The 25935-nt window shown below is 40.0% G+C and carries 24 protein-coding genes; 8 read left to right on the top strand and 16 right to left on the bottom strand.

Features of this window, described 5'->3' with window-relative positions; genetic code table 11:
• Positions 1 to 73 precede the first annotated feature (73 nt).
• Positions 74 to 313 (top strand): hypothetical protein, encoded by a 240-nt coding sequence (locus tag FCU45_RS08390; protein ID WP_137014233.1) that lies wholly within the window; start codon positions 74 to 76, stop codon positions 311 to 313.
• Here FCU45_RS08390 and exbD read toward each other — a convergent pair.
• The 11 genes from exbD to FCU45_RS08335 all read right to left on the bottom strand — a co-directional run bounded on the left by exbD (position 307) and on the right by FCU45_RS08335 (position 7793).
• The gene (gene exbD, locus FCU45_RS08385) at positions 307 to 705 is read right to left on the bottom strand and encodes a TonB system transport protein ExbD (protein ID WP_137014231.1); all 399 of its coding nucleotides are present in this window, start codon (positions 703 to 705) and stop codon (positions 307 to 309) included. The genes FCU45_RS08390 and exbD overlap by 7 nt on opposite strands.
• 2 nt (positions 706 to 707) lie before the next feature.
• A complete protein-coding gene (gene exbB / locus FCU45_RS08380) occupies positions 708 to 1160 on the bottom strand; it encodes a TonB-system energizer ExbB (protein WP_137014229.1) in 453 nt (150 codons plus the stop codon).
• On the bottom strand, positions 1160 to 1990 hold the full coding sequence (locus FCU45_RS08375) for a sensor histidine kinase (protein ID WP_137014227.1): 831 nt from the start codon (positions 1988 to 1990) through the stop codon (positions 1160 to 1162). Before FCU45_RS08375 ends, exbB begins: the two co-directional genes overlap by 1 nt.
• Complete coding sequence (locus tag FCU45_RS08370) at positions 1980 to 2633, bottom strand: response regulator transcription factor (protein ID WP_137014225.1); 654 nt, start codon at positions 2631 to 2633, stop codon at positions 1980 to 1982. The genes FCU45_RS08375 and FCU45_RS08370 overlap by 11 nt, the downstream gene beginning before the upstream one ends.
• Complete coding sequence (pyrC, locus tag FCU45_RS08365; protein WP_137014223.1) at positions 2626 to 3633, bottom strand: dihydroorotase; 1008 nt, start codon at positions 3631 to 3633, stop codon at positions 2626 to 2628. Before pyrC ends, FCU45_RS08370 begins: the two co-directional genes overlap by 8 nt.
• A complete protein-coding gene (locus FCU45_RS08360; protein WP_137014221.1) occupies positions 3630 to 4988 on the bottom strand; it encodes a phosphomannomutase/phosphoglucomutase in 1359 nt (452 codons plus the stop codon). Before FCU45_RS08360 ends, pyrC begins: the two co-directional genes overlap by 4 nt.
• Positions 4989 to 5210: 222 nt before the next feature.
• Complete coding sequence (locus tag FCU45_RS08355; protein ID WP_137014219.1) at positions 5211 to 5714, bottom strand: outer membrane beta-barrel protein; 504 nt, start codon at positions 5712 to 5714, stop codon at positions 5211 to 5213.
• 92 nt (positions 5715 to 5806) lie between these two features.
• On the bottom strand, positions 5807 to 6382 hold the full coding sequence (locus FCU45_RS08350; protein WP_137014217.1) for a tetratricopeptide repeat protein: 576 nt from the start codon (positions 6380 to 6382) through the stop codon (positions 5807 to 5809).
• A complete protein-coding gene (locus FCU45_RS08345; RefSeq protein WP_137014215.1) occupies positions 6379 to 6969 on the bottom strand; it encodes a hypothetical protein in 591 nt (196 codons plus the stop codon). The genes FCU45_RS08350 and FCU45_RS08345 overlap by 4 nt, the downstream gene beginning before the upstream one ends.
• A gap of 175 nt (positions 6970 to 7144) precedes the next feature.
• Positions 7145 to 7510, bottom strand: coding sequence for a HepT-like ribonuclease domain-containing protein (locus FCU45_RS08340; RefSeq protein ID WP_137014213.1), 366 nt, complete (start codon positions 7508 to 7510; stop codon positions 7145 to 7147).
• Positions 7503 to 7793, bottom strand: a complete 291-nt coding sequence (locus FCU45_RS08335) for a nucleotidyltransferase family protein (RefSeq protein WP_137014211.1) — start codon at positions 7791 to 7793, stop codon at positions 7503 to 7505. The genes FCU45_RS08340 and FCU45_RS08335 overlap by 8 nt, the downstream gene beginning before the upstream one ends.
• Positions 7794 to 7974: 181 nt before the next feature.
• Here FCU45_RS08335 and pepN point away from each other — a divergent pair, with 181 nt between their 5' ends.
• From pepN to FCU45_RS08315, 5 genes are all read left to right on the top strand, one after another.
• Positions 7975 to 10536: an aminopeptidase N gene (pepN, locus tag FCU45_RS08330; RefSeq protein WP_137014209.1), complete on the top strand. Its 2562-nt coding sequence runs from the start codon at positions 7975 to 7977 to the stop codon at positions 10534 to 10536.
• 90 nt (positions 10537 to 10626) lie between these two features.
• Positions 10627 to 12096, top strand: coding sequence for an NAD(P)/FAD-dependent oxidoreductase (locus FCU45_RS08325; RefSeq protein ID WP_137014207.1), 1470 nt, complete (start codon positions 10627 to 10629; stop codon positions 12094 to 12096).
• Between the two features lie 21 nt (positions 12097 to 12117).
• Positions 12118 to 12282, top strand: coding sequence for a hypothetical protein (locus FCU45_RS11600; protein WP_170175845.1), 165 nt, complete (start codon positions 12118 to 12120; stop codon positions 12280 to 12282).
• 77 nt (positions 12283 to 12359) lie between these two features.
• Complete coding sequence (locus FCU45_RS08320; protein WP_137014205.1) at positions 12360 to 13166, top strand: peptide deformylase; 807 nt, start codon at positions 12360 to 12362, stop codon at positions 13164 to 13166.
• Positions 13167 to 13181: 15 nt separating this feature from the next.
• Entirely contained in the window at positions 13182 to 15839 is a 2658-nt protein-coding gene (locus tag FCU45_RS08315; RefSeq protein ID WP_188109226.1) for an ATP-binding protein, read from the top strand.
• Here FCU45_RS08315 and FCU45_RS08310 read toward each other — a convergent pair whose 3' ends face one another.
• On the bottom strand, positions 15840 to 16589 hold the full coding sequence (locus FCU45_RS08310) for a response regulator transcription factor (RefSeq protein WP_137014203.1): 750 nt from the start codon (positions 16587 to 16589) through the stop codon (positions 15840 to 15842).
• Positions 16590 to 16783: 194 nt separating this feature from the next.
• Here FCU45_RS08310 and FCU45_RS08305 point away from each other — a divergent pair, with 194 nt between their 5' ends.
• The gene (locus FCU45_RS08305; RefSeq protein WP_137014201.1) at positions 16784 to 18040 is read left to right on the top strand and encodes a diguanylate cyclase domain-containing protein; all 1257 of its coding nucleotides are present in this window, start codon (positions 16784 to 16786) and stop codon (positions 18038 to 18040) included.
• On the opposite strand, the gene gdhA is transcribed toward FCU45_RS08305, so the two are convergent.
• A complete protein-coding gene (gdhA, locus tag FCU45_RS08300; RefSeq protein ID WP_137014199.1) occupies positions 18037 to 19389 on the bottom strand; it encodes an NADP-specific glutamate dehydrogenase in 1353 nt (450 codons plus the stop codon). The two genes, FCU45_RS08305 and gdhA, sit on opposite strands and share 4 nt — an antisense overlap.
• A 209-nt stretch (positions 19390 to 19598) precedes the next feature.
• Between gdhA and FCU45_RS08295 the strand changes: the two genes are divergently transcribed.
• Positions 19599 to 23162 (top strand): proline dehydrogenase family protein, encoded by a 3564-nt coding sequence (locus FCU45_RS08295; RefSeq protein WP_137014197.1) that lies wholly within the window; start codon positions 19599 to 19601, stop codon positions 23160 to 23162.
• On the opposite strand, the gene FCU45_RS08290 is transcribed toward FCU45_RS08295, so the two are convergent.
• Genes FCU45_RS08290 through FCU45_RS08280 form a run of 3 tightly spaced genes read right to left on the bottom strand, consistent with a single transcriptional unit; the run spans position 23146 to position 25917 of the window.
• On the bottom strand, positions 23146 to 23490 hold the full coding sequence (locus tag FCU45_RS08290; protein ID WP_137014195.1) for a translation initiation factor: 345 nt from the start codon (positions 23488 to 23490) through the stop codon (positions 23146 to 23148). The two genes, FCU45_RS08295 and FCU45_RS08290, sit on opposite strands and share 17 nt — an antisense overlap.
• Complete coding sequence (locus FCU45_RS08285) at positions 23487 to 24323, bottom strand: DUF5718 family protein (protein WP_137014193.1); 837 nt, start codon at positions 24321 to 24323, stop codon at positions 23487 to 23489. Before FCU45_RS08285 ends, FCU45_RS08290 begins: the two co-directional genes overlap by 4 nt.
• On the bottom strand, positions 24313 to 25917 hold the full coding sequence (locus FCU45_RS08280) for an ABC-F family ATP-binding cassette domain-containing protein (protein ID WP_137014191.1): 1605 nt from the start codon (positions 25915 to 25917) through the stop codon (positions 24313 to 24315). Before FCU45_RS08280 ends, FCU45_RS08285 begins: the two co-directional genes overlap by 11 nt.
• Positions 25918 to 25935 lie beyond the last annotated feature (18 nt).

Raw genomic sequence — 25935 nt, 5'->3', positions numbered from 1 at the left:
TATGATATAATAAGCTTCTTTAATATAGATAAAAATTTGTCATTATTATGTCACAAAAACTCTCGGAGATTCAATGCAAAACCCTTTTGAAACAGGTCATATCAAAAACTATATACTTCTATATGTCAGCGTGGTCGTGATCATGGTGCTTTTTTTTGTAGCTACTACACTTTTTCACGATGTTGATGGTATCGAGCAAAAGTTATTTAGCACTGATGTAAAGAGTTCTGAGTCGGTTGATAAGAGGGAGATGAACTCTCAGGATGAGAGCAACCATACCAAGCAGTTCAAACTGCTTGAAAAAGCTTATTGACCCTCTTTTGTAACTATGTAGAGCTGTTCGTGGTTTAGGCGTTTTAGTATATCCATGACGCTTACAAAGTCTTGAAATTTTGACTCTTTGTCGCTTCTAAGAACTACCGTCTGATCTTTTGAGATTGCTTTGAGTCTTGTTTCAAGCGTCTTTAAGTCAACCCTCTCTTCCCCTATCAAAAACTCGCCCTTGGTATTTACGTAGACTGTGACCTCTTTTTTCAGATCCTCTTTTGAAGCTGCTTTTGCACTTGGAAGCTCGATTGGGATAATGCCTTGATTAACGAATGTTGCGGTCGTTAAAACCATAACAAGAAGAACGAGCATAATGTCGATAAAGGGGATGACGTTTATCTCGTCAAACCTTTTTCTGATCTTTTTGCACTTTGCCATATTTAGATGCTTGCTTTTTTATCTTGAACAACGTCAAATACTGTAAGTATCTTCTCCACTTTGCGAAGCAAGATAGTATATGCGACGATAGCAGGCATAGCTACTATAAGCCCCATAGCGGTAGCTTTAAGAGCAAGGGCAAGTCCCACCATGATCTTCTTTGCATCGATCGCACCTACATCGCCCATTGTGTAAAAAGTGAGCATAATGCCTATGACCGTTCCCAAAAGTCCGACATAAGGAGCATTTGAGCCAATGGCACTGATAACACTTATATTGTCTGTAAGCTCCATCTCCAGAGTGTCTCTATGCTCATACTTCTGCACATCTACAGTTGCATAGAACATCATCCTCTCTATAAAGAGCCAAAGAGTAACGATGCTCATAAGTATTAGAAGTCCCATAACTCCGTAATCAAGTGCTACTTCCGCGTACGCTAACATATTTTCTTCCACTAATCTTCCTTAAATTTTAAAATAACCGTTGTTCCGACATTCGGTTTGGATTTAAAGTTCAGCGCAATCGCGTTAGCATCGCAAAATCTCTTCACCATGCTAAGCCCTATGCCAAAACCTTTCATATTTTTGTTGCTCTGGTAGTAGTTGTCAAAAATTTTTATAAGTTCTACTTCGTCCATCCCGCAACCGTGATCTTCTATGTAAAGAGAGTGATCTTGCAATCTTATACTTATTTTGTGAATATCTCGTGAATATTTTACTGCATTGTCTATAAGATTGTCAATTACTTTTGATAAGCCTATTTTATCATTTTTTATAACATGCGGCGAGAGTTGAAGCTCAAACTCTATGTGAGGATAGATGCGCTCTAAAAACTCTACTCTCTTTTTTACAAGCTCACTAAGATCAAACTCTTCGTATGTGATGTTTGAGCTTTGAAGCTTTATCATATAGTCAAGTTCGTTGTATCTCTGCTGCAGCATTTCGCAGGCACTCTCTATTCTGGCGATCCTCTTAAAATCTTTTTCGCTCTCAAGACCTTTTTTGAGCATATGTATATTTGTCTTTATGGTGCTTATTGGAAGATTTAGCTCATGGAGCGTCTCGGTCGAGAGATTTTGTAGGTTGGTTACATGTTCAAATAGCGGGTCGATGGAGAGTTTAGAGATGATGGCTCCTGCAAAGAGGCCGAGACCCAGCAGAGTAAAGAGAAGCAAAGTGGTGTTCTCTACCTCTGTAATGGAGGTAAAATAGTACAAAATAGCCATCAGAGCAGCAACGGTAAGTATATAGTAGATAAAAACGGTAATGCGCAGATTACGAAACAAGTTTGTACCCTATACCTCTTATATTTTCGATGTTCATCTCTGGAACAAGCTGTTTTATGCGTGTTATATATACTCTTATAGCTCCGTCACTCCCGCCTTCGCTGCTGCTCCAAAGCTCATCTAGGATCATCTCTTTTGGCACAGTGTTGTTTATATGTTTCATAAGAAGCAGCAGAAGCTCATACTCTTTTTTGGAGAGGTCAAGCTCTTGGTTCTTGTAGAGAATCCGTCTGTGTAGAGTGTCGTGATGTAGAAGTTCATTAGAGTCCAAAGAAGTGCTGTTGGCTCTTTTTAAAATAGCGCCAATACGTAGAAGCATCTCATCCGCATCGAACGGCTTGGTCATATAATCATCAGCGCCGCTCAAAAAACCTCTCTTTAACATCTCTTTGTTTTTATGAGATGTTAAAAACATGGCAGGAGTTTTGTCGTCCGAATCCCTTAACTCTTTTAGGAGCGTCATCCCGTCAACTATAGGCACGTTTACATCCAAAAGATAGAGATCAAATTTGTGCGCGTATGTCACATCTATGGCACTCTGTCCGTTCGTAACATGTGTCACCTCATAGTCGGCATCCTGCAGAAGGTCTATAATGGTATCTGCAAAGAGGATATCGTCTTCAAGCAGCAGTATCTTATTCAATGCTCTCTATCGCCCAGTTTATAATTTTTCCCGCATACATCGGTACAACACCGTTATAGGTATCAGGTATGACAAAGGGGCGTTTTTCTAAAATCACCTCTTTAAACTCTGGACAGATGCCGTAGATGTTCTGCGCATTATCGCTAACAAAAGCTTGAAGATTATCAAGCTTGTCGTACTGCTCAAATATCTCACACAGAAGCTGAAGTGCGATAGGTGCGCTGAAAACTCCCGCTGCACACCCTGAACACTCTTTCTTCTCTTTTGAGTGTGGTGCCGAGTCTGAACCGAACATAACTTTTGGGTGCGCTTCAAGAGCAACGCTAAGCAGCGCGTCAAGATCCTCAGGTCTTTTTGCGATAGGTTTGCAGAAGTTATGCGGCATCATCATCCCGCCGACAACGTCATCAAGCGTTAAGAGGAGGTGGTGCACTGTAATGGTCGCATAGAGGTTTTTGTGCTTATCAAGCATTGCAACAGCCTCTTTTGTCGTAATATGCTCCATGATGATCTTTAGGTCCGGAAAGTTTGTAGCAAGAAGATCGTAGATATTCATAAACTCCGCTTCTCTGTCCATCACAAAACCGTCAGTCTCGCCGTGTACGCAAAGAGGGATGCCAAGAATGCTCATCGCATCTAACGTCTCGCGCATCTCCTCTATGTCAAACGAAGATACACCGCCCTCTGAGTTTGTCGTAATCCCTGCGGGGTAGAGTTTGATAGCCGTAATATGCTCTTTTACTTCTGAGAGAAATCTTTTATCGTAGTTCTTATAAAAAAGTGTCATATACGGCTCAAAGTAGTCGTTCGGAACAGCTGCTATGATGCGCTCTTTATAGGCTTTTACATCTTCTATGGTCGTGACTGGCGGAACAAGATTTGGCATGATTAGAGCGCCGCTGAAACTGTAGGCACTAAGAGGCGCTACATTTTCAAGCATTACCGCATCGCGAAGATGGAGGTGCATGTCAAGCGGCATTAAAAGTGTGTGGGTTTTCATAGAGCATCCTTTGCATTTTGTATAAGATTGTTCATCTCTTTTTCGTAGAGTTTTGCCTCTTGCTGTGAGGTTGATTCAAAGCGGGTAACAAGAACAGGAGTCGTATTGCTAGCACGAACAAGCCCCCACCCATGTTCAAAGTTTATGCGCACTCCATCAACATCAATGATATTTTTGATGGCAGGAAACGATTCTGGAGGATTTTTGAGAAGCTCTTTTACTTTGTCGATAATCTTAAACTTCTCGCTCTCGGTTGTGTGGACTTTTATCTCTTCGGTCGAGAAGACCTTTGGAAGTTTTGCAAGCTCCGCGTCGAGATCGACTCCGTCATGGATAAGCTCCAACATTCTAAGCGTTGCGTAGATAGCATCATCGTAACCGAAATAGCGGTTTTTGAAAAATATATGCCCGCTCACTTCACATGCAAGGTCTGCACCAATCTCCTGCATCTTTACCTTTATGTTCGAGTGACCCGTTTTGTACATGATAGCTTTCGCACCGCGTTTCTCTAGTTCGTCATACATAACTTGCGAGCACTTTACTTCGCCGACTACTGTCGGTTTCTCCATCTTCATGGCAAAGAGAAGCGCCATCATGTCGCCTTTGATGTTGTTCTTATGCGTGAGCACTGCGATTCTGTCGGCATCTCCGTCGTATGCAAAAGCGATATCGCCCTCGGCATCTAAAAGCTTTTTTACATCTTCGAGATTATGCTCATCCGATGGATCTGGATGATGGTTTGGAAAAGTTCCGTCAGGGTCAATGTAGAGACCCTTTGTGTTTAGTCTTAAGGTGTCAAAAATTCTCTCTGTAACGACTCCCGCAACACCGTTTCCGCAGTCATAGACAATGCGCGATGGCATCTCTTTTAGGTGGGAAAATTCGCTGATAAGAAAGTCCACATATCTTGTAACAGCATCTATCTTTGTTACCTCTCTTTGGGGAGCTTTGGGAAACTCCATCGTCTCACACTCGCGACCCAGAGCATAGATATCTTCGCCGAAAAAAGGCGCTTTGTTTATGGTTATCTTAAAGCCGTTGTATTCGCTTGGATTGTGTGAGCCTGTGATCATAACAGAAGCAGAGGGAGTGATGCCATCCCACTCCTGATAGTTGGCAAAGTAGTTTACGGGAGTAGGAACAAGCCCCATGTCCAGAACCTTTTTGCCACCGGCATTTAGTCCATGAACAAGGTACTCAAAGAGAACAGGAGAGTGGCTTCTAGCGTCATAACCGACAGCTACATACTCGCCTTTGATTTTTGAAGCAAGCGCGTAACCTATACGCACAACGCTCTGCTTGTTTAACTCTTTCTCGTAAATCCCTCTGATGTCATACTCTCTGTAAATGCTCACTATGTTTGCCTTTTGTAGTTTATGGATATAATTTTACTATAAATGACTTATAATCAGATAATGGAGAATAGAGGAGAGTTATAAAATAGATTAAATTTTTCCTCGTTCCCACGGTCTCCGTGGGAACGCAGATGAAGTAAAAGCAGACAGAAGGTATAAACTCCCACGCAGGATCATGGGAGCGAGATAAAAGATTGTAGTTATTGCAATTTTAAGTTTTTCCTACCACACAAAACGGATAAGCGCATCCATTGTGTCATAGTCGTAGTTATAGTTCAAACTTGGCACTTCCATATCATATGTTCTGTACTCCAGTGCTAGTGCTACATGTTCAAAAAACTTATAAGAGACTCCAGCTCCATAACCAAAACCACCTGCCGATGTGCTTGAGCTGATTGCTTGCATCTGATACCCTGCTATACCGTAGAGTGCAAGCGGTTTTGTAGGGCTGTAGCCTAAGTGAAAATCAACTCCAATACCATTAAACCAAGAACTGTCTGAGGCACTGCTGTCCTCATAATCGCCCTGATGATATGAAGTACTAAACCCAGCCATAACGCAGTTGCTAAAGACTTTGCTAAAACCATAGCCGATGCTAAAAGTGGTTGTTGACTGCTCATCCATCAAATACGTTTTTGATGCACCGACATAGACATAACTCTCTGCCATAAGGCTTGACGCTAACGACAGAGTCAAGAGGCTTGAGAGTGCAGATTTTTTTAACATGTAGAGGCCTTTTTAGTATTTTAAAGATGCAGATTAAGTATGCATTCCCACTTGAAAAGTGGGAACGAGGAAAAAGAGATACTAGCTAAACTTTACTTACACGCCCAAGGGCTCTCGTTGCATATAATATCAAGATTTTTTTGACAGGTCTCCTGTGCTCCAGGAACAGACAGATCTGAGTCTACACATTTTATCAAATACTTATACGCAAGTTTTTTATCTACAGCAACATTTCCCTCTCCATTGTAATAGACAACTCCAAGGTTCAACATTGATTCCACAGAAGCGTCGTCAGTTTTTTGTTCGATAGCTTTTTTAAACCAATATACCGCTTTTTGTGTGTCTTGTGCGGTGCCAGTACCCCATCTATACTGTTCTGCCAATCCATATTGAGCTGCAGCAGACCCAAGTTCTGAACCTTTTAAATAAAGTTCAAATGCTTTTTGAAGATTTTTTTCTGTTCCACGATTATACGTATAATGCAATGCAAGGTAAAAATATGAATCTGTATTGCATTTTGGACAGTTAGAAATTGACTGTTCAAAAGCAAGTTTTGACTTCTCATAATCTTTCGTAACATAATAGACTATCCCATATTTGTGTGCATCGTCATTTTCATAAGCAAATAAGCTATTAATAAATAAAAAAAATACTAGTAGCTTTTTCATATTGAGAACTTCTTCTCAAATTCTGATATTTGCTGATTTAAAAAACCTTTGTTTCCTTTTTCCCCAGTAGATGTTTTTATAAATTCTGCTGAATTTATCGAATCTTCTAATAAGTGTTTTTTAACATAGTCAAGAACAATTTCATTGTTTAGGAATTGTTTCTTATTTTCTAAGTTTGATTTAATTTCACATAAATCAAACTCACAGTTGATTTGCATTTGAATTTTCATTTGTTTTCCTTTGTTTTTTTTATAACACTCTATTGCATTTTGTACAATTGCTATCATTTTTGGAAGCTCTCGCTTCTCTTTACGGTGGGTATATTCTGCATATACTCCATAATAAAGTACAACTAGCAAAACAACAATTATAGGAGCCTGCACATACCAACTGTGTAGATTTTCGTTTTGAGTAAATGACGTCATCATTGCACCAATTGACAACAACAAGGCAATGATTGCCACTATATTGTTCAATATAAATAACGCTGAAACCTCTTTCGCGGCAAGATTTTCCAATACATGTTCATAGTACGCCAATTGCGTATCATTTTCAATTTTAATATATCCCTCTGATAATAAACCCATTTACGACCTTTATTTTAAAATAAAACAAAAACTTTACCCCCCCCTTATTAATAAATGCTTAAACAACAAGATTTTCTTTATTTTCACGGTTTTTGTGCGGATGTTTGCAGAAGTTAGGAAATGTAAATTTTATAGGGTACAAAGGGGGACAGACTACTTTAATTAGAAGATTGTATTAAATAACAGTTTTTGCCTTATTGATTGATTCTTCAAGTTCAGTTAATTCATTCTCGCAAATATCAAATATTATTTCTGAATCAATGTCGATATAGTGGTGTGAAATTATCTCACGTAGTTTTATGATTTGGCTCCAGTAGGAGGCATTTTTTACTTTTTCCAAGAGCTCTTTGTCTGCTTTATAAATATTTTTTAGGGCTTCGCCAATAGATTGTAAACGCATAGAGATAGCATCCAGCTTATCTATTCCATCGTCAGAATTTATAAAATCATCGCAAGATTTAATATTTTCAAACCTGCGTCTGATTATAGAAATGCTCTCTAAAATATAGTCTAAAAGTTCTATGATTGACAACTTATCCATAAATAATACTGCTTTGTATCTCTCTGCGAAGGGAAGGTCTCATGTTTTTATGTTCAGTAATTATGTCAACTTTTTTACCAAATGCTTTTTCAAAATAATCATAGAGTCTTGTAAGATTACGATATGATTTTTGGGAAAATTTTACAAAAAAATCTATATCACTACTCTCTTTTTCTTGATGTTTTGCATAACTGCCAAAAACACCTATTTCTTCAACATAATAATCTTGTTTGAGTTCATCTTTATGCTCATGTAAAAAATTTATTATTGAATTAAGCGTCATCTCAAATCTCTTTTTTGACCAATTATAACCTATATATATTTTATTTATACTTGCATAAAAAAAATTATATCGTGGCACTCTAAAATTTTTAAAAAGAAGTTTTAAGTCATCTTGGCTAAATGCCGCATAAGCCTCAAATAACTCTCTTATGCTATTATTATAAAAAAATTAAAGAGAAATTATGAGCAGAGCAGAGAGTATTTACCTAAAAGATTATAAAGCACCCAAATTCACCGTTAAAACCTGCGATCTTGTATTTGAACTTTACGAAGAGCATACACAGGTTACAAACCTTATGAGCATTGAGAGAGTGGATGCGGGTGCTAAGGATTTAGTGCTTGACAGCATAGATCTTGAACTCTTAGAGATCTACCTTGATGATGAAAAGCTCCCCGAGAAGAGATATGTCATAGAGGATGAGCATTTGAGAGTTTTAGATGTTGGAGATGCGTTTAAGCTTATAATCATCAACAAAATCTATCCGCAGTTAAACAGCGAACTTGAGGGGCTTTACAAGTCTGGAAATATCTTCTGTACGCAAAACGAGCCTGAGGGCTTTAGACGCATTACTCCCTACCTAGACCGTCCTGATGTTATGGCGGTTTTTAAGACGACTCTTGTGGCAGATAAAGAGCGTTACCCTGTTTTGCTGAGTAACGGAAATAGAGAGTCAAACTTTAAGCTCGACGACGGCAGACACGGTGCTACATGGTTTGACCCGCATCCAAAACCGTCCTACCTTTTCGCACTTGTTGCGGGAGATTTGGGAGTTGTGCAAGATAAGTTTGTAACTGCAAGCGGCAAATATGTAAGACTCTATATCTACACCGACAGAGGAAACGAGTCGAAGTGCAAACATGCTATGAAAGCACTAAAAGATGCGATGAAGTGGGATGAGGAGGTTTACGGGCGTGAGTATGATTTGGAGCTTTATAATATAGTCGCAGTCGATAGCTTTAATATGGGAGCGATGGAGAATAAGGGATTAAATATCTTCAACTCCGCTTATGTCCTAGCAGATGAAGACAGTGCAACAGATGCCAACTTCATGGGAATTCAGAGCGTTATTGCGCATGAGTATTTTCACAACTGGACGGGAAACCGCATCACATGCAGAGATTGGTTCCAGCTTACTTTAAAAGAGGGTTTGACGGTCTTTCGCGACCAGTGTTTTTCGGCTGATCTAAACTCAAAAGAGGTGCAGCGCATCGAAGATGTAGATGCCCTGAGAGAGAGGCAGTTCGTGGAGGATGCTTCGCCGACCGCACACCCTATCCAGCCCGACTCCTACATGGCGATAAACAACTTCTACACGGCTACGGTTTATGAGAAGGGTGCTGAGGTTATCCGCATGCTGCACACTCTTTTAGGCGAGCAGAAGTACCGAAAAGCGATGGATTTATATTTTGATGCGTTTGATGGACAAGCTGTACGAACGGATGATTTTTTATGGGCAATTAGCGAGGCAGGCGGGATTGATCTGGAGCAGTTTAAAAGGTGGTACTACCAATCTGGCACGCCGAAGCTGCATGTAGATGAGAAGTTTGAGGACGGCAAATATAGCTTGACATTGACGCAGAAGGTTCCAAAGGCTGTTGATGGAAGCGAGCAGAAACCATACTTTTTTCCTCTGAAGATGGCTCTTTTGGATGAGAGCGGCAAAGAGATAGAGGCAAAAACTCTTATCGTCTCAAAAGAGAGCGAGGAGTTCACATTTAAGGTAGAGAAGAAACCTGTTCTCTCCATAAACAGGGATTTTTCCGCACCTGTAATAGTCGAGCAGTCGCATAACGATTACGCTTTTTTGATGAAGCATGACACAAATAGCTATGTCAGATACGAATCGGCGCAATCTTTCGGACTTCAGACAATAGAGAGCATGATGAGAGGCAAGCCCATCGATGAGGAGTTTGTAAACGCTTTTGGGCACATTTTAGACGAGGATAAACTTGACCACTCATTTAAAGCGCTTCTTATGGAGCTGCCGAGTGTGAGCGCGATTATGCAAAGACAGGAGGTTGTCGATTTTGAGCTGATTTACGAGGCTAAAGAGAGGCTGCAGAAGCATCTCGCCCTTACTTTTAAAGAGAAGCTTTTAGTTATCTACAATGAAAACCACACTCCGGACTCCAAGGAGCTAGACGCTCTTAATATCGGCAAGAGAGCTATAAAAAACCGTGCTCTAAAACTTCTCTCTGCGCTGGAGAGTGATGAGGTTATTGCGATTGCAAATGCTCAATACAACTCTTCTGTGACAATGACTGACAGAATAGTCGCTCTTGATGTTTTAGAAAATATATCGCCAGAGTTTTCAACCGTTGCTCTCGGGCATTTTTACAAAAAATACAACAGAGATACGCTTGTTATGAACAAATATTTCTCAATTTTGGCGGCATCGCATAGAGAGGGAACACTTGATCGCGTAATGGCACTTCAAAACGATCCTGCTTACAATGAGCTTGTACCTAATCTTGTCCGCTCGTTAATAGGCGTGTTCGCAAGAAACTACAAACACTTTCATGCCAAAGATGGCTACGGCTATAAATTTGTGGCAGATAAGATAATAGACATCGACAAGATAAACCCGCAGATGGCATCAGGACTTGCGGGAGCATTTAAGATATATAAAAAAATGAACAAAGTCAATAAAAAATTGATTAAAACTGAGTTGGAGAGAATTCTTTTAGAGCCCTCTCTTTCGAAGAATGTTTATGAAATAGTAAGCAAAGTACTCAACGGTTAATTATAATAAATTGTAAAGACTCTCTTGACAGTTTTAAGATACTATAGTGGCAGGTTTTATACTAAAACATAATACAAAGGATCTATTATAATGGCTAGATTAGTTGTTCTTGGCGGAGGAGTTTCAGGTCACACTGCTGCTACCTTTGCCGCAAAATGGTTAGGCTCTGCCCATGAGGTAGTGGTTGTTACCCCAAATTCAAAATGGAACTGGATTCCATCAAATATCTGGGTCGGTGTCGGTGAGATGAGCAAGGAGGAGGTCACTTTTGATCTGGCTCCGGTTTATGCAAAAGCGGGCATCAACTACAAACAGGCAAAGGCCGTCTCAATAAATCCTGAGGGTGTAGAGTCGAGCGATAAGCCTTTTGTTACTATCGAGTATACGCTTGCAGGACGCGAGGGCGAAGTTGAAAATGTAGAGTATGACTACTTGATTAACGCGACAGGTCCAAAACTAAACTTTGGCGCAACTGAGGGTCTTGGTGATGCAAACGGTTTAGGTGAATTTACAGTCTCAGTTTGTACGGCAGATCACGCTGTTCATGCAAATGAAGAGTTTCAAAAGTGCATCCAGAAGATGAAGCAGGGCGAGCGTCAAAAGTTTTTAATAGGTACGGGACACGGTATGTGTACATGTCAAGGTGCCGCTTTTGAGTATATTTTCAATATTGAACATGAGCTTAAAAAAGCCGGTGTTCGCGATATGGCTGATATAAAGTGGATATCAAACGAGTCTTTCTTGGGCGATTTCGGGGTTGGCGGACTTCATATGAAGAGTATGGGATTTGCGGTCAGCTCAAAGATCTTTGCAGAGTCTCTATTTACGGAGAGAGATGTTGACTGGATAATAGGCGCTCATGTAAACAAAGTTGAAAAAGGAAAGGTGCACTATGAGCTGCTTGATGGTTCAATGGGTGAAGAGGAGTTTGACTTCTCAATGCTGATCCCTCCTTTTGCGGGTGTGGGTCTTAAGGCTTACGGTAAAGACGGTTCAGATATTACCGATACGGTTTTTGCTCCAAACGGTTTTATGAAAGTAGATGCTAACTACTCTGCAGGCTCTTACGAGAACTGGAGTGCAAGCGATTGGCCGAAAACTTACCAAAACCCGACATACTCAAATATGTTTGCATGCGGCATAGCGTTCGCGCCTCCACACCCGATTAGCAAACCTATGAGCTCACCAAACGGAACTCCTATTAGTCCCACTCCTCCAAGAACAGGTATGCCATCAGGCATTATCGGAAAAGCGGTTGCGCATAGTATTTGCGACAGAATTTTAAAGGGAGAGAATGCTCCTCTGCATGAAGCTTCTATGGCTCACATGGGTGCTGCTTGTGTCGCTTCGGCAGGAAAGGGCATATTTGACGGAACAGCCGCTGCAATGACTATCTACCCTGTTGTTCCTGACTTTGAAAAATACCCTGGAACAGGTCGTGATACAGACTATACATTCGGTGAGATCGGTCTTGCTGGTCACTGGATCAAACATATCCTTCACCACCTCTTCATCTGGAAAGCCAAGCTAAAAGCCGGCTGGACAATGATTCCCGAATAGACATCAAAGGAGATACATAATATGGAAAAGAAAGCAGAACACAATATTAAGGCATACGGCAAAAATTTTACGACAATGACACCGGGAAAATTTGCTATAAAATTAAGAACATGTAAGATCTGGCAGTTTATCAGATTTATAGTTATCAATATAAAAATGTTAATAGTGGTAAGAAAAAGCCACTAACTTCTTTAAAAGTGCAGAGTAGGAAAGTTTTCCTGCTCTGTGTCTGTTTAGATCTGATACCCAAATAAGGTACCTTTATGATTAGAGAAATAATTACCTATCCAACCCCGCCAAGTGTACAATATGCAACAGATGTAAGAGTGTTTAATGAAGAGATACTCTCTTTGATTGAAGATTTAAAAGATACTATTGAAGCAAACTCTTTAGATGGTCTTGCTGCGTTTCAGATAGGAAGTTATTATAATGTCGTGGTTATTAAAAAAGAGGATGGAGAGTTTTTAGAGCTGATAAATCCAAGGATCATAAGCAACGGCGGAAGGGTTACAACCCTAGAGAGAACAGCTTATTTCCCCGGATTAAGCGCTAATGTAACGAGGTATGAGCATATAACCGTTGTTTATCAGGACAGGGGGACAAATCAGCACTCCCTAAAGGCAGATGGAGCTTTTAGTATTTTACTTCAGAGAAAAATCGACTATACTTTTGGGTCAAGTTTTTTCAACAAGTTAAATAAGGAAGAGAAGAAGCTCTTTGAAAAAAAACTCGATTTTGGAAGCAATATTGCAATTTCAGAGGCTTGTCCTACAAAATTCAACAGGGATTACATAGTTAAAGCTGTTAATATTACGATGATTGTAATGCTGGTTTTTGTTGTTGCTTCACTATTTATGTCCGAAGAGAGTTCGCAAGAGTTATGGGGTTATCAAAAATCTCTCTTTTTTGCTACTATAACTTTAAATATTATATATTTCTTTTATGCCCAGTATGAAGGTAAAAAATTTACCTCTTGCACAAGTTGCCAGATCGGTAACATAATAGGAACGACACTGATATTGCTGACAAAGGTATTTGCAATTATGCTTATATCATATTTTATAATGTAGGAAAAGTAAAATCGAATGGAAAAAGAACTACAAAATCTTGCTAAGAACCAAAATGTTTTAGTTGGCTCAAAAGAGAGCGTGCTTTTAAGCTGGACCTCTTACGACTCTTTGCAGAAGTTGCTTCAACTGCATGATATTGATAAGAGTCTATTTATAGAGGAGTATGGCGGCGGTGTATTTGACTACTTTATGGGTGTAATAGCAGGAAGTGTTAAAATAGGGAACTGCCCGATCATGCAGAAGCTGCTTTTGTATCTAAAAGATAAAGATATCAGAGCAGATGAGCTCTTTGAGATATGCAGCCATTTTAAAAGAGCGGTTGTTGATTTTACTTTTGATGCCAATATCAACTCCAAAGAGCTTTTTGACGAGTTGACATATATCTTTGATAAAAACTTTCAGAGCATATTGAAATATTACTCAGATACCATTTTTGAAAAAGAGCAGGAGATTGACAGACATGTAAAACTTCTAAATGAGTATCAAAAAGCACTTGATGAGAGTGCGATCATCTCAAAGACCGACCAAAACGGGATAATCACATACGTAAATGAAAAATACTCAAAACTCAGCGGCTACAGTATTGATGAGCTTATGGGAAGCGGGCATAATTTAATGAAGCATGAAGATATGCCCGAAGAGTATTTTGAGGATATGTGGTTTCAGCTTGAAAATGCGGGCATCTTTAGAGGTACGATAAAAAATAACAAAAAGAACGGGGGCTACTTCTATATAGACGTGACAATCGTAAAGATAATAGACCCATATGACAACTCTATAGAGTATATATCGATAGGTAATGATGTTACAACACTTATAGATGCCAGACTTGAGGCGCAAAAGGCTTCTCAGGCAAAAGATTACTTCCTCTCAAATATGTCGCATGAGATCAGGACTCCGTTAAATGCGATTTTGGGCTTCGTTAACCTTCTCATCGAGCAGGATCTCTCAAAGCAGCATAGAAAATATCTCGAAATCATCTTAAACAGCGGTGAGAACCTCTTAAGTATAATAAATGATATTTTGGACTTTACAAAACTAAGAAGCGGCGAGTTTACAATTGAGCCTAGAATCTTCTCCATTCACAATGAGATAAGCCATACTCTTGAACTCTTCGTCGCCTCTGCAAATGCAAAAGATATAGTAGTGACCTCTTTTATAGACCCGAGAATACCAAAAGAGCTATATGCAGATTCGCTAAGGATCAAACAGATTCTCTCTAACCTCTTAAGCAATGCTATAAAATTTACAAAAATAGGCGGCCATATACATGTTGAGGCGGTGTGCAAACAAAATAATGTCTTAAAAGTAAGTGTTCGCGATAATGGTATTGGCATAGCTGGGGATGATATAAGAAATATATTTACTGCATTTACGCAGGCTGGAAGATGGGAGATAGAAGAACTTGAGGGAACAGGACTCGGACTCTCCATCTGTCATCAGCTTGCCGAGCATATGGGCGGAAGCGTACATGTGTCATCAAAACTTGGAGAGGGGAGTACCTTTTGGGTAGAGATACCTGTAGAGATACATAACTACGAGTGCCAGATATTCAGCGATCTCGATGAGTTAAAGACGCTAAAGACGGTCTTTTACTCCAAAGATATGATACGGGGCTACAAGGCAGACTCGTTTTTAAAATATTCAGATATGTTCAATATGGACATAAAGATGGTAGATAATTTGGATGGAAATTACGATATAGCTGTCTTTTTGGATGAGTATGTTGATGGTGATATGAAAGAGAACATGATAAACTCGGATAAAAAATATGTGGCAATCACAAGCAATCCTACTGACAAGTATGAGAAGTATTCGCATATATCATCTGCCTGTTTCCCTCTCTACTGCTCAAAGATAAGAACGACTTTTGATGAGCTGCTTCATCCAGACTCTTTTTCTATACATAAGAGAGAAAAGAGTATGAAGTTTCAAGGGCATGTGTTAATAGCAGAGGATAATGAGGCAAATCAAGAGCTTATTAAAATCCTGCTTAGCAAATATGGTCTTACTTATGATCTTGCAGCAAACGGCTTGGAAGCGGTCAATCTTTACAAAGCAAACAGATATGACCTTATTTTGATGGATGAGCAGATGCCCGTTATGGATGGAAATGAGGCTGTCCAAAATATCATAAAGTATGAAAAAGAGAGAGGGTTAAGACACACTCCTATATCTGCTTTGACGGCAAACGTTATAAAAGGGGTGAAAGAGAGAGGGTTAAAGAGCGGATTTGACTCCTTCTTGGGAAAACCGATCGTCATAAAAGAGCTTGAGAGAGTATTTTTTAACTATCTAAATGTTTTAGAAGAGGTAGTCGAGAGCTCAGAACCGGCAGAGCAAGCAAACACTATAGAAGGGCTTGACTACGATAAATTAAGTCAGGAGCTGATGCTGAGCAACGATGAGCTAGTAATGCTTGTCGAGCTATTTTTGAAAAAGATGGCAAAACAGATTCCTGATCTGCAAAGTGCTATAAAATCAAAAGATTATAAGAACATAGCACTTATTGCCCACAGTATAAAAGGTTCTAGCGGTAACTTCAGGCTTGAGTCGGTTCAAGAGGAGGGTGCTAAGATAGAGAAGATGGCAAAAGCCAAAGATACGAATTTTGATTATGAAGATTCTTACAAGAAGATAAAAAGCGCACTTGAGGCCATAAGGATCAGGTAGCTACTTCTCTATGTAGTAGCCGATCCCCGACGCATTTTTAATAATATCGGTAGGGAGTTTATTTCTTAGTCTCCAGACAAGAGTTCTAATGCTGTTCTCTGTTGCCCCATTCTCTTTCCAGACATAATCTATGGCTTGTGGAAAGCTGATGGTCTGTCCAAGCTTTGCGACAAGAAGCCTTAGTATTGCTCTCTCTTTTTTTGTCAGTTTTATCTTCTCATTATTGTATAAAATCTCATCTTGCGATATATCCATCTGGTAGCCATTGCTAAAAGAGACAACAGGCTTGTCAGACTCTCTCTTTGCATAAAGGAGTTTCTCTACGCTGTTTTGATCAAGCTTTGGAATAATTTCCTCTTCACTTCTTTTGTTTTCCATCTCAAACTTGAATATCGCCATCTGTATAGTTGCATGCAGTGATGATGGGTCGAAAGGTTTTACGATATAGCCGTAAGGCTCAGTTTTTATAGCTTCTGAGATTATATCGTCGTCGCTGTAGGATGTAAGGTAGATAAACGGTATAGCATAGTTTTGTCTGATAGTTTTGGCGAGCTCTATCCCGTCGTTGCTCTCTTGAAGAGAGATGTCAATTATAATGACATCCGGTCTATATGAAGCTATCTTCTCTTTTGCTTCTACTGCGTTATCATACATTCCGACTATTTCATAGCCGTGCTTTTGGAGAGATAACTTTAGATTTAAGGCTGTTATCTCATCATCTTCAACAATTAAAATAGTGTGTTTATCCATATTCCATCCCGTATAAGCATATGTCTCTGCGTTATTATAATCAAATTATAGTATAAGTTTTTTTAATTACATAATAAAAATGTGATAATTGTGATAATATTGTTACAACATTACACTTTATAAAGGTAAATAAATTTTTTTTCTATTTTTGGAATGGCGTTTGCTAAAGTTAAAAAATGTTTTAAGGAAATTTAGTGAATTTTATAGAGACTCTAAAGCTTAGAAGCAAACTTCTGTTTATTTTTATAATAATCACGGTCGGCTTAGTTTTTGTCGGAGTGATGGGTACTTTAAACTTAAAATCTATGAAAAAAAATCTCGACTCACTTTACTTTGGCTCTTTAATGCCTGTTACAGAGCTAAGCAGGATCATTCAGACATATCACGGAGCTTTGGCAAGTACTCTCTATAAAGCGAAAAATTCTCAGATATCCCACGCTGAGGTCAAGTCACGCATAAAAGCAGCAGTAGAAGATATTGAGAGAGAGTGGAAAAATTATGAACTGCACTTTAAAAGAGACTATGAACTTGGCTACGTCGAATATGCAGCATCTGAGATAAAGAGTGTCAATGCCTACTTTATCAGCGCCGTAGATTTGATCGAAGATAGAAGCGATATGACAAATATCTCGTTAGCCAGCATTGAGAAAAAGATATCGCATATACATCAGGTAATAAATAAGCTGATAACTTATGAAGTTGATGTAGCAAAGCATGAGCGTAAAAATTTCTTAAGTCTTTATGAGACAATTTTAATAAAGGTCGGCACTATACTCGTTATGGTGATATTTGGCGTGATGGTAATATCATTTTACGTATTTAAGAGCATACAGAGCGATCAGACCGCGCTTGAGATAGCTACAAAAAAATTAAAGATCGCCAACAAAAAGCTTGAAAACGCTTCATATACCGACTCACTGACGGGGCTTCACAACAGAAGATACTTCAATCTTGTTTATGACAGAGAGATAAAAAGAGCAAAAAGAAATAACAGCACTATTACATTTATGATGCTCGATATCGACTACTTCAAGCAGTATAACGACACATACGGACATATAGAGGGAGATTTTGCGCTTAAGAGTGTTGCCAAGGTGTTTAAAGACCTACTAAAGCGTCCGAGTGATTTTGTCTTTAGGCTTGGAGGAGAGGAGTTTGGAATTCTTCTTACTGAGGTAAACGAGGAGAACAGCGCAATAATAGCCAGAAATATTTGCGATGCCCTAAAAGCGCGTGAGATAAAACATGAGGGTTCAAAGATAAATGAGTTCTTGACTGTCTCTATTGGAGTAGCATGTTGTGTGGCTGATGAGGCATTGGATGATGAGGTCTTGATAAGCAAAGCGGATGAGATGCTCTACCGCACAAAAGATAGCGGAAGAGACGGATATAGCATAACTACTAATATAAGCGTAACTACTCCGCATACAACGGAGCAATCAAGTGCTTAAACGAGTCCTTGTTCGATCATAGCGTCAGCTACTTTTCTAAATCCTGCGATGTTTGCACCTAAAACAAGGTTTGTAGGCTCACCGAATTCTGCAGCGGTTGTGCTTGCACTTACATAGATGTTTTTCATGATCTGTGCAAGTTTTTCATCAACCTCTTCAAAAGTCCAGTTTACCATAGAAGCATTTTGTGCCATCTCTAACTGACTTGTTGCAACACCGCCTGCATTTGCAGCTTTACCAGGACCGTAGCAGATCTTTGACTCAACAAAAAGATCAACAGCTTCAGGAGTAGAAGGCATATTAGCTCCCTCGCTTATACAAATACATCCGTTTGCAAGAAGATTTTTAGCGTCGCTTAGGTTTAGTTCATTTTGAGTAGCACTCGGGAATGCCGCATAACACGGAACTGTATAGACACCGTTGCAATCCTCAGGATACTCTTCGATCGGAGTATATTTTGCTTTTGGTCTATGTTTTACATACTCTGTAAGTCTCTCTCTTCTTACCTCTTTTAGATCTTTTAGAAGTTCTAGGTCGATTCCCTCTTCATCATAGATCATACCATTTGAATCACTGCACGTTACAGGGATAGCGCCAAGGTGGTAAAGTTTCTCAATTGTGTAGATAGAGACGTTGCCGCTTCCTGATACTGCACATTTCTTACCCTCTAAAGTCTCGCCTCTATCTTCTAGCATATATTTTGCAAAATAGACCGCGCCGTATCCTGTAGCTTCAGTTCTTACAAGTGAGCCGCCCCATCTAAGCGACTTTCCTGTAAGTACTCCCTCATATCTGTTGGCAAGTTTTTTGTACATACCGAACATATAGCCGATCTCTCTTCCGCCAACACCGATATCACCCGCAGGAACGTCAGTATTTGCTCCGATATGTCTGAATAGCTCGCTCATGAAAGCTTGACAAAATCTCATGATCTCATTGTCGGATTTGCCTTTAGGGTTAAAGTCGCTTCCCCCTTTTCCGCCACCGATCTGAAGTCCTGTTAAAGCATTTTTAAATATCTGCTCAAAGCCCAAAAATTTAATTACACCAGCATTTACGCTAGGGTGAAATCTAAGACCCCCTTTGTATGGTCCAAGTGCCGAGTTAAACTCTATTCTATACCCTTTGTTTACTTGGATCTCACCGTTGTCATCAACCCAGTTGACGCGAAAAAGTATCTGTCTCTCAGGCTCAACGATTCTCTCAATGATCTTATGTTCTCTATATTTCGGGTATTTAAGCATTAACGGTCTGAGTGATTCAAGTACCTCTTCGGCAGCTTGGTAAAACTCTTTTTGAGACGGGCTTGATCTCTTTAAATATTCAAAAACTTCTTTTACGTATGGCATACATCTTCCTTTATATTCTGATTTTAAATAGATTTGGATGATACAATAAAGTAAATTAAATTTTCTATAATATAGGTCAAGTTTAATAAAACTTTAAAGTAAATAGTTAGTTTTAGTCGCGATAAAATTGACAAATATACTTTTTTTTGATAGCCTAGATCGATGTACGTACAATTTTTACGTTACAAAAATTAGGGAGTTTTATAATTATGAATATATCCAAAGAGAGATTTGAAGAAGCGAAAGAGGTAGCTAGAGATTGGCAGCTCTACATACAGGATCACAGGGAGAGCGTTGAGGAGAAGTTTCACCAAACAATGGGCAGGATGTTAAAAGACCCAATGAATAAGATATTCTTGATAGAACTTCTTGACCAGAGCTTTCGTTCACGTAATCCTCATAGAGTTGCAGATCAGATCGAGTATATATTTGACAAATACAAGGGTACGAGTTTCTTTAGCGCATTTGAGGAGCTGCTTGTTCTCTCTTTTCGCAAAGTCGGCATCTATATGACAAATATCTCCATACCTATTTTTATAAAGTATTTAAGAAACGATATTAAAAATGTTGTCATTCCGGGCGAGGAGAAGGCTCTTGTGGAGCATATCAAAAAGAGAAGGGCAGAGGGAACAAGGGTAAATATAAATATAATCGGCGAGATAGTCCTAGGCGAAGAGGAAGCTGACTATAGAGTTAACAAATATATTAAAACACTTCAAAATCCAAATATCGACTATATATCTATAAAAATATCTACCATATTTTCTCAGATAAATCCTCTGGCTCATGAGTGGAGCGTAGAGATGGTCTCAGGTAAGCTCGAGAAGATATATAGTGCCGCAATGCAGAACAGATTTGTAGATATGGACTCCAAAGAGAGCAATAAGTTTGTAAATCTTGATATGGAGGAGTATAAAGATGTACACCTGACTATCGATGTCTTTAAAAAAACGCTCTCTCTAGATAAGTTTAAAGAGCTTCATGCAGGGATCGTTCTTCAGGCTTATCTTCCAGATACGTTAGAGCTGACAAAAGATCTTGTCTTATGGGCAAAAGAGAGAGTAAGTAACGGCGGAGCACCTATTAAGATACGTCTGGTAAAGGGCGCAAATCAGGAGATGGAACTCACAGAATCAAGCCTGAGAGAGTGGGAGTGTGTCACATACAGAAACAAAACGCAAAGTGACGCCAACTTTAAAATTATAATGGACTACCTTTTAGACCCTGACGTAGCGCCTTATGCACATCTCGGCGTCGCTTCACATAATCTTTTTGACCACGCTCTTGGAATGCTTTTGGCAAAGGAGAGGGGAGTAGAGAAGTTTTACACTGCCGAGATGCTCGAAGGTATGAGCGAGACCGCTTACAAGGTTCTCAAAAAAGAGGGATTAAACGTAATACTCTACGCTCCGACAGCGACGAAAGAGACATTTACAAACGCTATCGCATATCTTGTAAGAAGATTTGATGAAAATACGGCAGAGCAGAATTTCTTGCGCCACAGTTTTGGACTCAAAGTTGACTCAGAGGCGTGGAAAACGCTTGTTAAGAGTTACGATGACGCCTTGGAGGAGATCAAAGATCTCAAGCTTACCCCGTACAGAGTCCAAGACAGAAACATGGAGCCAGCAAAGCCCCAGATCGATCTGGACAACTATATTTATGAGAGTGAGGCAGATACGGACTTTGTATTGGAGCAGAACAAAAAGTGGGCAAGAGAAATTGCTAATAAATGGAAAAAGATAGCAAAAGAGGGCGGATATCACGCAAGGCCGGTTGTGGCTTCAAAAAAGATAGAGAACAGTGATATTGTAGAGGTGATAGACAAGTCCCAATATCATAAGGGTATAGCAGTAGGCTCTTATGTAAAAGCTCAAACAGATGATATGCACGAAGCTGTAAGAGTGGCAAAAAAGGATATTGACGGCTGGAGAAAACTCACAATAAAAGAGCGTCAAAAGATACTTATGGACGTTGCACACGAGTTTAGAAAAAGAAGAGCAGACCTTATAGGAGTCGCCGCGGCGGAGGTCGGCAAAGTATTTAGCGAGACGGATGTCGAGGTCTCTGAAGCCATCGACTTTCTAAACTTCTATCCATATAGTGTCAGAAAGATAGAGGAGCTTGAAGGTGTGCATATATCTCCAAAAGGGGTAGGTCTGGTGGTGAGTCCATGGAACTTTCCAATAGCTATTCCTGCAGGAGGCGTTGCCGCAGCGCTTGCAGCCGGAAACACGGTTATACTTAAACCGGCATCCGACTCCGTTCTTTGCGCGCAGATGGTGTGTGAATGTTTTTGGAGTGCGGGTGTTGGTAGAAATACACTGCAGTTTCTTCCATCAAGCGGAGCTTTGGCTGGAGAGGAGCTTATTGCTAACAGAGATATTGATTTTACAATATTCACAGGAGGCGAGCAGACCGCTTACAGTATGATAAAAAAGCGCAGCGACATTCATCTAAGTGCCGAGACGGGCGGTAAAGATGCTACTATTGTCACCTCTATGGCGGATCGTGATCAGGCAGTTAAAAATGTTGTCGCTTCCGCGTTTAACAACTCCGGTCAGAAGTGTTCTGCAACATCTCTACTTGTGCTTGAAGATGAGTTATACAGTGATGAGAACTTTAAAAAGATGCTCTTTGATGCAGCAAGCTCTCTGGAGGTAGGTTCTGTCTGGGATTTTAAAAACAGGATCGGAGCGCTCTCATCTAAACCATCAGGCAATCTTCAAAAAGCTTTGAGTTATCTCGATGATGGCGAAGAGTGGCTTATCCCTCCATCTTATGCCGATAGCGATAATCCATATATGCTGAAGCCATCGATCAGATGGGGGACAAAAAGCGGCGATTTTTGTCATATGAATGAGCTTTTTGGCCCAGTGCTCAGCGTTATGAGAGCTGATGATCTAAAAAGTGCCATAGATGTTGTAAACTCTACTGGTTATGGTCTAACATCGGGGATAGAGAGTCTTGATGAGAGAGAACAGAAGATATGGAGAGAGGAGCTAAAAGCAGGAAACCTCTATATTAACCGCGGTACCACAGGTGCAATAGTCATAAGACAGCCTTTTGGCGGAATGGGCAAATCGGCGATCGGAAGCGGCAAAAAAGCGGGCGGATTTAATTATGTCACGCAGCTGATGAACATAAGCGCGGATGAGATAGAGTTTCAAGAGATGGGCGAATTTCTATCTCACGGAATTTTTGCAGATGAGGTCTCAAAGGCTTCCGAGATCGCAAAAGATTTTGTGAAGTGGCACAGAGAAGAGTTTAGCAAAGAGCATGACTATGCAAACATCAGAGGCGAGAGCAATGTCATACGTTACTTGGGTGTAGAGAGCGTTCTTTTGAGATGTCAAAAAGGCGATAAGCTTCATGAGATACTCTCATCCATAACGGCGGCAAAGATCGCGGGGGCAACGCTGCATATCTCGCTTCCTAAAAAGATAGATAGCGATGAACTGGCTTGGCTTATAAACAACTCAAGAGATATTCTGGCAAAAGAGGATGTTTTGGAGCTTCAAAGTGAAGATGAGTTGATAGAGTCGATGAAAAAGGTTCAAAGGATTAGATTCTTAGATCCTGCGCACATAACAAAAAATATCTATGATTCGCTAAAAGATGAAGCAAAATATATAGCAAGGGAGCCTTTTGTGCCGCATGGCAGAATCGAGCTGCTTCACTACTTTATAGAACAGAGTGTTACGAACTCATACCACAGATATGGAAATCTGGGAATTAGAGGCTTAGAAGAGAGAGCTAGTGACCACTCCTGAATTTAAAGCCCTCTTGGACAAGCAGGGCTCTTAATTTCTCCTTGAGCTCTCCTTGAAACTCCATCCAGCCATCTTTAAAAGTTCCGCCGCAGCCGAGCTTTTTCTTTAAAGATTTTAAGAGTGCTTCTGAATCATTTTGCGGCAGGTGAAATTCGCCTACAAGAGTTACCGTCTTGCCGCGTCTTTTCTCTTTTTTAAAAAACAAGAAGTGTTTTGATGGTTCCAATATCTCATCTGAGATGAGACTTTTTCTAGGAGTATCGACTTTTGCCCAGCCATCTTCTATATCGGCTCCGATAAAGAGATCGAGCTTCTTTCCTCTGCTCATGAGACGACTTTCTGCCTTAAGATGCTCATATCGGCACTCTTGAAGTTATCATTATTAATGCTTTTGATCACATCATCCAAGGAGAGTTTTGTGTGATCGTAAAGCACTACAAAAACCTCGTCACCCTCTTTTAAAAATGTGCTCTCCCCGTAAGGCGTGTATCTTGTAGCGCCTATGCTGATAATTGCATCTGATGGATTGTCGCATGACGATATATATTCGCTTAAAGGCTCTAATGGTCCGAAATCTCTTTGGCTATTTATCTGCTCTACCATCCACTCTTGGAGCTTTTCATAGAAGTAGCTATACCCTTTTAGCTCAACATCTTCACCATATGCATTAAGCTCACCATCTCTTTTTAAAAAGCTGCAGATTGAGTAACTATCCATTATACCGCCATCACTAAAGCGGTCTATCTTTATGAGATTTTTGCTAAGACCCTTGGAATTCTCACCCCAGTTTTTTTTATCGCTTATCTTGCTGGCACCCGCAACTCTGATCGAGCAGTCATTGTATGCTCCAAAGTGAGTTGGAATGATTTTAGATAGTTTTTTATCTATGTATTCAAGTTTGCAGATAAGTCCCACTTCAGGCTCTGCTTGAATATTAAGCTCTCTAGAAGGAATTTTAATGGTAGAGTTTGAGAGTGGATAAGTGTTTAAGATCTCTTTAGCACCTTCTACACATTTAGGCAGATAAAAAGGGAACATCCCTTTAGGTGCTGCCTCATTGGCAGTGATGATATCTTTAAAATCTTCCTCTTCGCCTGCTTGGGCAAGATGCAGAGCAAAGTTGCCCGCGATCCCAAGGCCTAAAAAATCTCTATAGTTCACCTTTTTCCTTAGCCTCTGCAAACTCTTCGTAGCTTCCTTTAAAGTCTATATAAGTGCCGTCTTCTCTTAGTTCGATTATACGGTCTGCAAATGCGTCAAGAAGCTCACGGTCATGTGAGACACAGATAACGTTGCCTTTAAAGTTGTAAAGTGCCTCTCCGAGTGCAACGATCGCCTCGAGGTCAAGGTGGTTTGAAGGCTCATCGAGAACCAAAAAGTTTCCGCCCTCAAGCATCATTTTGCTTAGCATCATTCTATGTTTTTCACCACCGGAGATGCTTACAACCGATTTTTCCTGCTGCTCACCCGAAAAAAGCATTCTTCCAAGACAGTTTCTGATCTCTGCTATGTCGCGCTTTGGATCAAATCCTCTTAGCCAGTCATATAGAGTTCCATCGCCTTTGATTATGTCGGCAGTATCTTGTGGGAAGTAGCTCTGCTCAATAGTGGCACCCCAGTGTATCTCTCCGCTTGTAGGCTTCATCTCTTCCATAATGATCTTTAAAAGAGTTGTTTTACCGACACCGTTTGCACCGATAAGTGCCACTTTTTCGTCCGGCTCAAATTTCAGAGTTATATCTTTTAAAACCTCGTTATCACCGTAAGAGTGATTTACCCCTGCGATCTCAAGTGCTTCATCACCCATAACTCTTTTTGCTTTAAAAACAATGCTTGGGTCGCGGCGTGAAGATGGTTTAATGTCATCAATCACCAGTTTGTCAAGCTGTTTCTGTCTGGAAGTAGCCTGTTTTGCTTTTGAAGCATTTGCGCTAAAGCGGCGTACAAAAGCCTCCAGTTGCTCTTTCTCTTTCTCTTTTTTCGCGTTGTTAAGTTCTTGCTGTTTTGCTATTACGTTTGCAGCAATATACCAGTCATCATAAGTACCGGTAAATTCGCGGATCTTTTGGTAATCAACATCTAAAATATTTGTAACGACCGCATTTAAGAAGTGTCTGTCGTGCGAGATAACGACCATCGTACCTTCATGGCGTTGAAGTTCATGCTCCAGCCAGCTGATCGTATCGATATCAAGGTTGTTGGTAGGCTCATCGAGGAACAGAACATCAGGTTTTGGGTATAAAACCTGAGCCAAAAGAACTTTAAACTTATCGGCACTGTCAAGTGTGCTCATAAGCTCATTGTGATGGCTTGCAGGTATGCCTACATTCTCAAGGATCTTTGCAATATTAACATCATATTCGTAAGTAGGGTCCTCTTCTACACAGATCGTCTCAAGTTCGGCTAGACGGTTGTTTACGGCATCATCTTCAAAGTCGCCTGTTGTGTATATGACCTCTTTCTCTTTAATCGCATCATACAGTCTTTTATTTCCGTAAAGAACCGCGTCGGCAATTGTAAAATCTTCATAAGCATATTGATTTTGCCCTAAAACACCTACTTTATTCGATTTTGGGATTATGACTTCGCCTTCATACTCATTGATCTGACCGCTGAGTATCTTTAAAAAGGTTGTTTTTCCGGCACCGTTAGCACCGATAAGACCGTATCTTTTATGACGGTCTAGTTTAAGATTTATATCTTGAAACAGAACTCTGTTTCCATAACGCATTGTTAAATTTTGTACAGTTACCATTATTTGTCTCTCGCTCAG

This window comes from Sulfurimonas crateris (genome assembly GCF_005217605.1).
Lineage (GTDB): Bacteria > Campylobacterota > Campylobacteria > Campylobacterales > Sulfurimonadaceae > Sulfurimonas > Sulfurimonas crateris.
This window is presented reverse-complemented; position numbering and strand designations above follow the sequence as displayed.

Excerpts from the sequence above, each read along its gene's own strand:
- FCU45_RS08390 (WP_137014233.1), top strand. The coding sequence starts at position 74 with ATGCAAAACCCTTTTGAAACAGGTCATATCAAAAACTATATACTTCTA.
- exbD (WP_137014231.1), bottom strand. The coding sequence starts at position 705 with ATGGCAAAGTGCAAAAAGATCAGAAAAAGGTTTGACGAGATAAACGTC.
- pyrC (WP_137014223.1), bottom strand. The coding sequence starts at position 3,633 with ATGAAAACCCACACACTTTTAATGCCGCTTGACATGCACCTCCATCTT.
- FCU45_RS08355 (WP_137014219.1), bottom strand. The coding sequence starts at position 5,714 with ATGTTAAAAAAATCTGCACTCTCAAGCCTCTTGACTCTGTCGTTAGCG.
- FCU45_RS08350 (WP_137014217.1), bottom strand. The coding sequence starts at position 6,382 with ATGAAAAAGCTACTAGTATTTTTTTTATTTATTAATAGCTTATTTGCT.
- FCU45_RS08345 (WP_137014215.1), bottom strand. The coding sequence starts at position 6,969 with ATGGGTTTATTATCAGAGGGATATATTAAAATTGAAAATGATACGCAA.
- FCU45_RS08340 (WP_137014213.1), bottom strand. The coding sequence starts at position 7,510 with ATGGATAAGTTGTCAATCATAGAACTTTTAGACTATATTTTAGAGAGC.
- FCU45_RS08335 (WP_137014211.1), bottom strand. The coding sequence starts at position 7,793 with ATGACGCTTAATTCAATAATAAATTTTTTACATGAGCATAAAGATGAA.
- pepN (WP_137014209.1), top strand. The coding sequence starts at position 7,975 with ATGAGCAGAGCAGAGAGTATTTACCTAAAAGATTATAAAGCACCCAAA.
- FCU45_RS08325 (WP_137014207.1), top strand. The coding sequence starts at position 10,627 with ATGGCTAGATTAGTTGTTCTTGGCGGAGGAGTTTCAGGTCACACTGCT.
- FCU45_RS11600 (WP_170175845.1), top strand. The coding sequence starts at position 12,118 with ATGGAAAAGAAAGCAGAACACAATATTAAGGCATACGGCAAAAATTTT.
- FCU45_RS08320 (WP_137014205.1), top strand. The coding sequence starts at position 12,360 with ATGATTAGAGAAATAATTACCTATCCAACCCCGCCAAGTGTACAATAT.
- FCU45_RS08315 (WP_188109226.1), top strand. The coding sequence starts at position 13,182 with ATGGAAAAAGAACTACAAAATCTTGCTAAGAACCAAAATGTTTTAGTT.
- FCU45_RS08310 (WP_137014203.1), bottom strand. The coding sequence starts at position 16,589 with ATGGATAAACACACTATTTTAATTGTTGAAGATGATGAGATAACAGCC.
- gdhA (WP_137014199.1), bottom strand. The coding sequence starts at position 19,389 with ATGCCATACGTAAAAGAAGTTTTTGAATATTTAAAGAGATCAAGCCCG.
- FCU45_RS08295 (WP_137014197.1), top strand. The coding sequence starts at position 19,599 with ATGAATATATCCAAAGAGAGATTTGAAGAAGCGAAAGAGGTAGCTAGA.
- FCU45_RS08290 (WP_137014195.1), bottom strand. The coding sequence starts at position 23,490 with ATGAGCAGAGGAAAGAAGCTCGATCTCTTTATCGGAGCCGATATAGAA.
- FCU45_RS08280 (WP_137014191.1), bottom strand. The coding sequence starts at position 25,917 with ATGGTAACTGTACAAAATTTAACAATGCGTTATGGAAACAGAGTTCTG.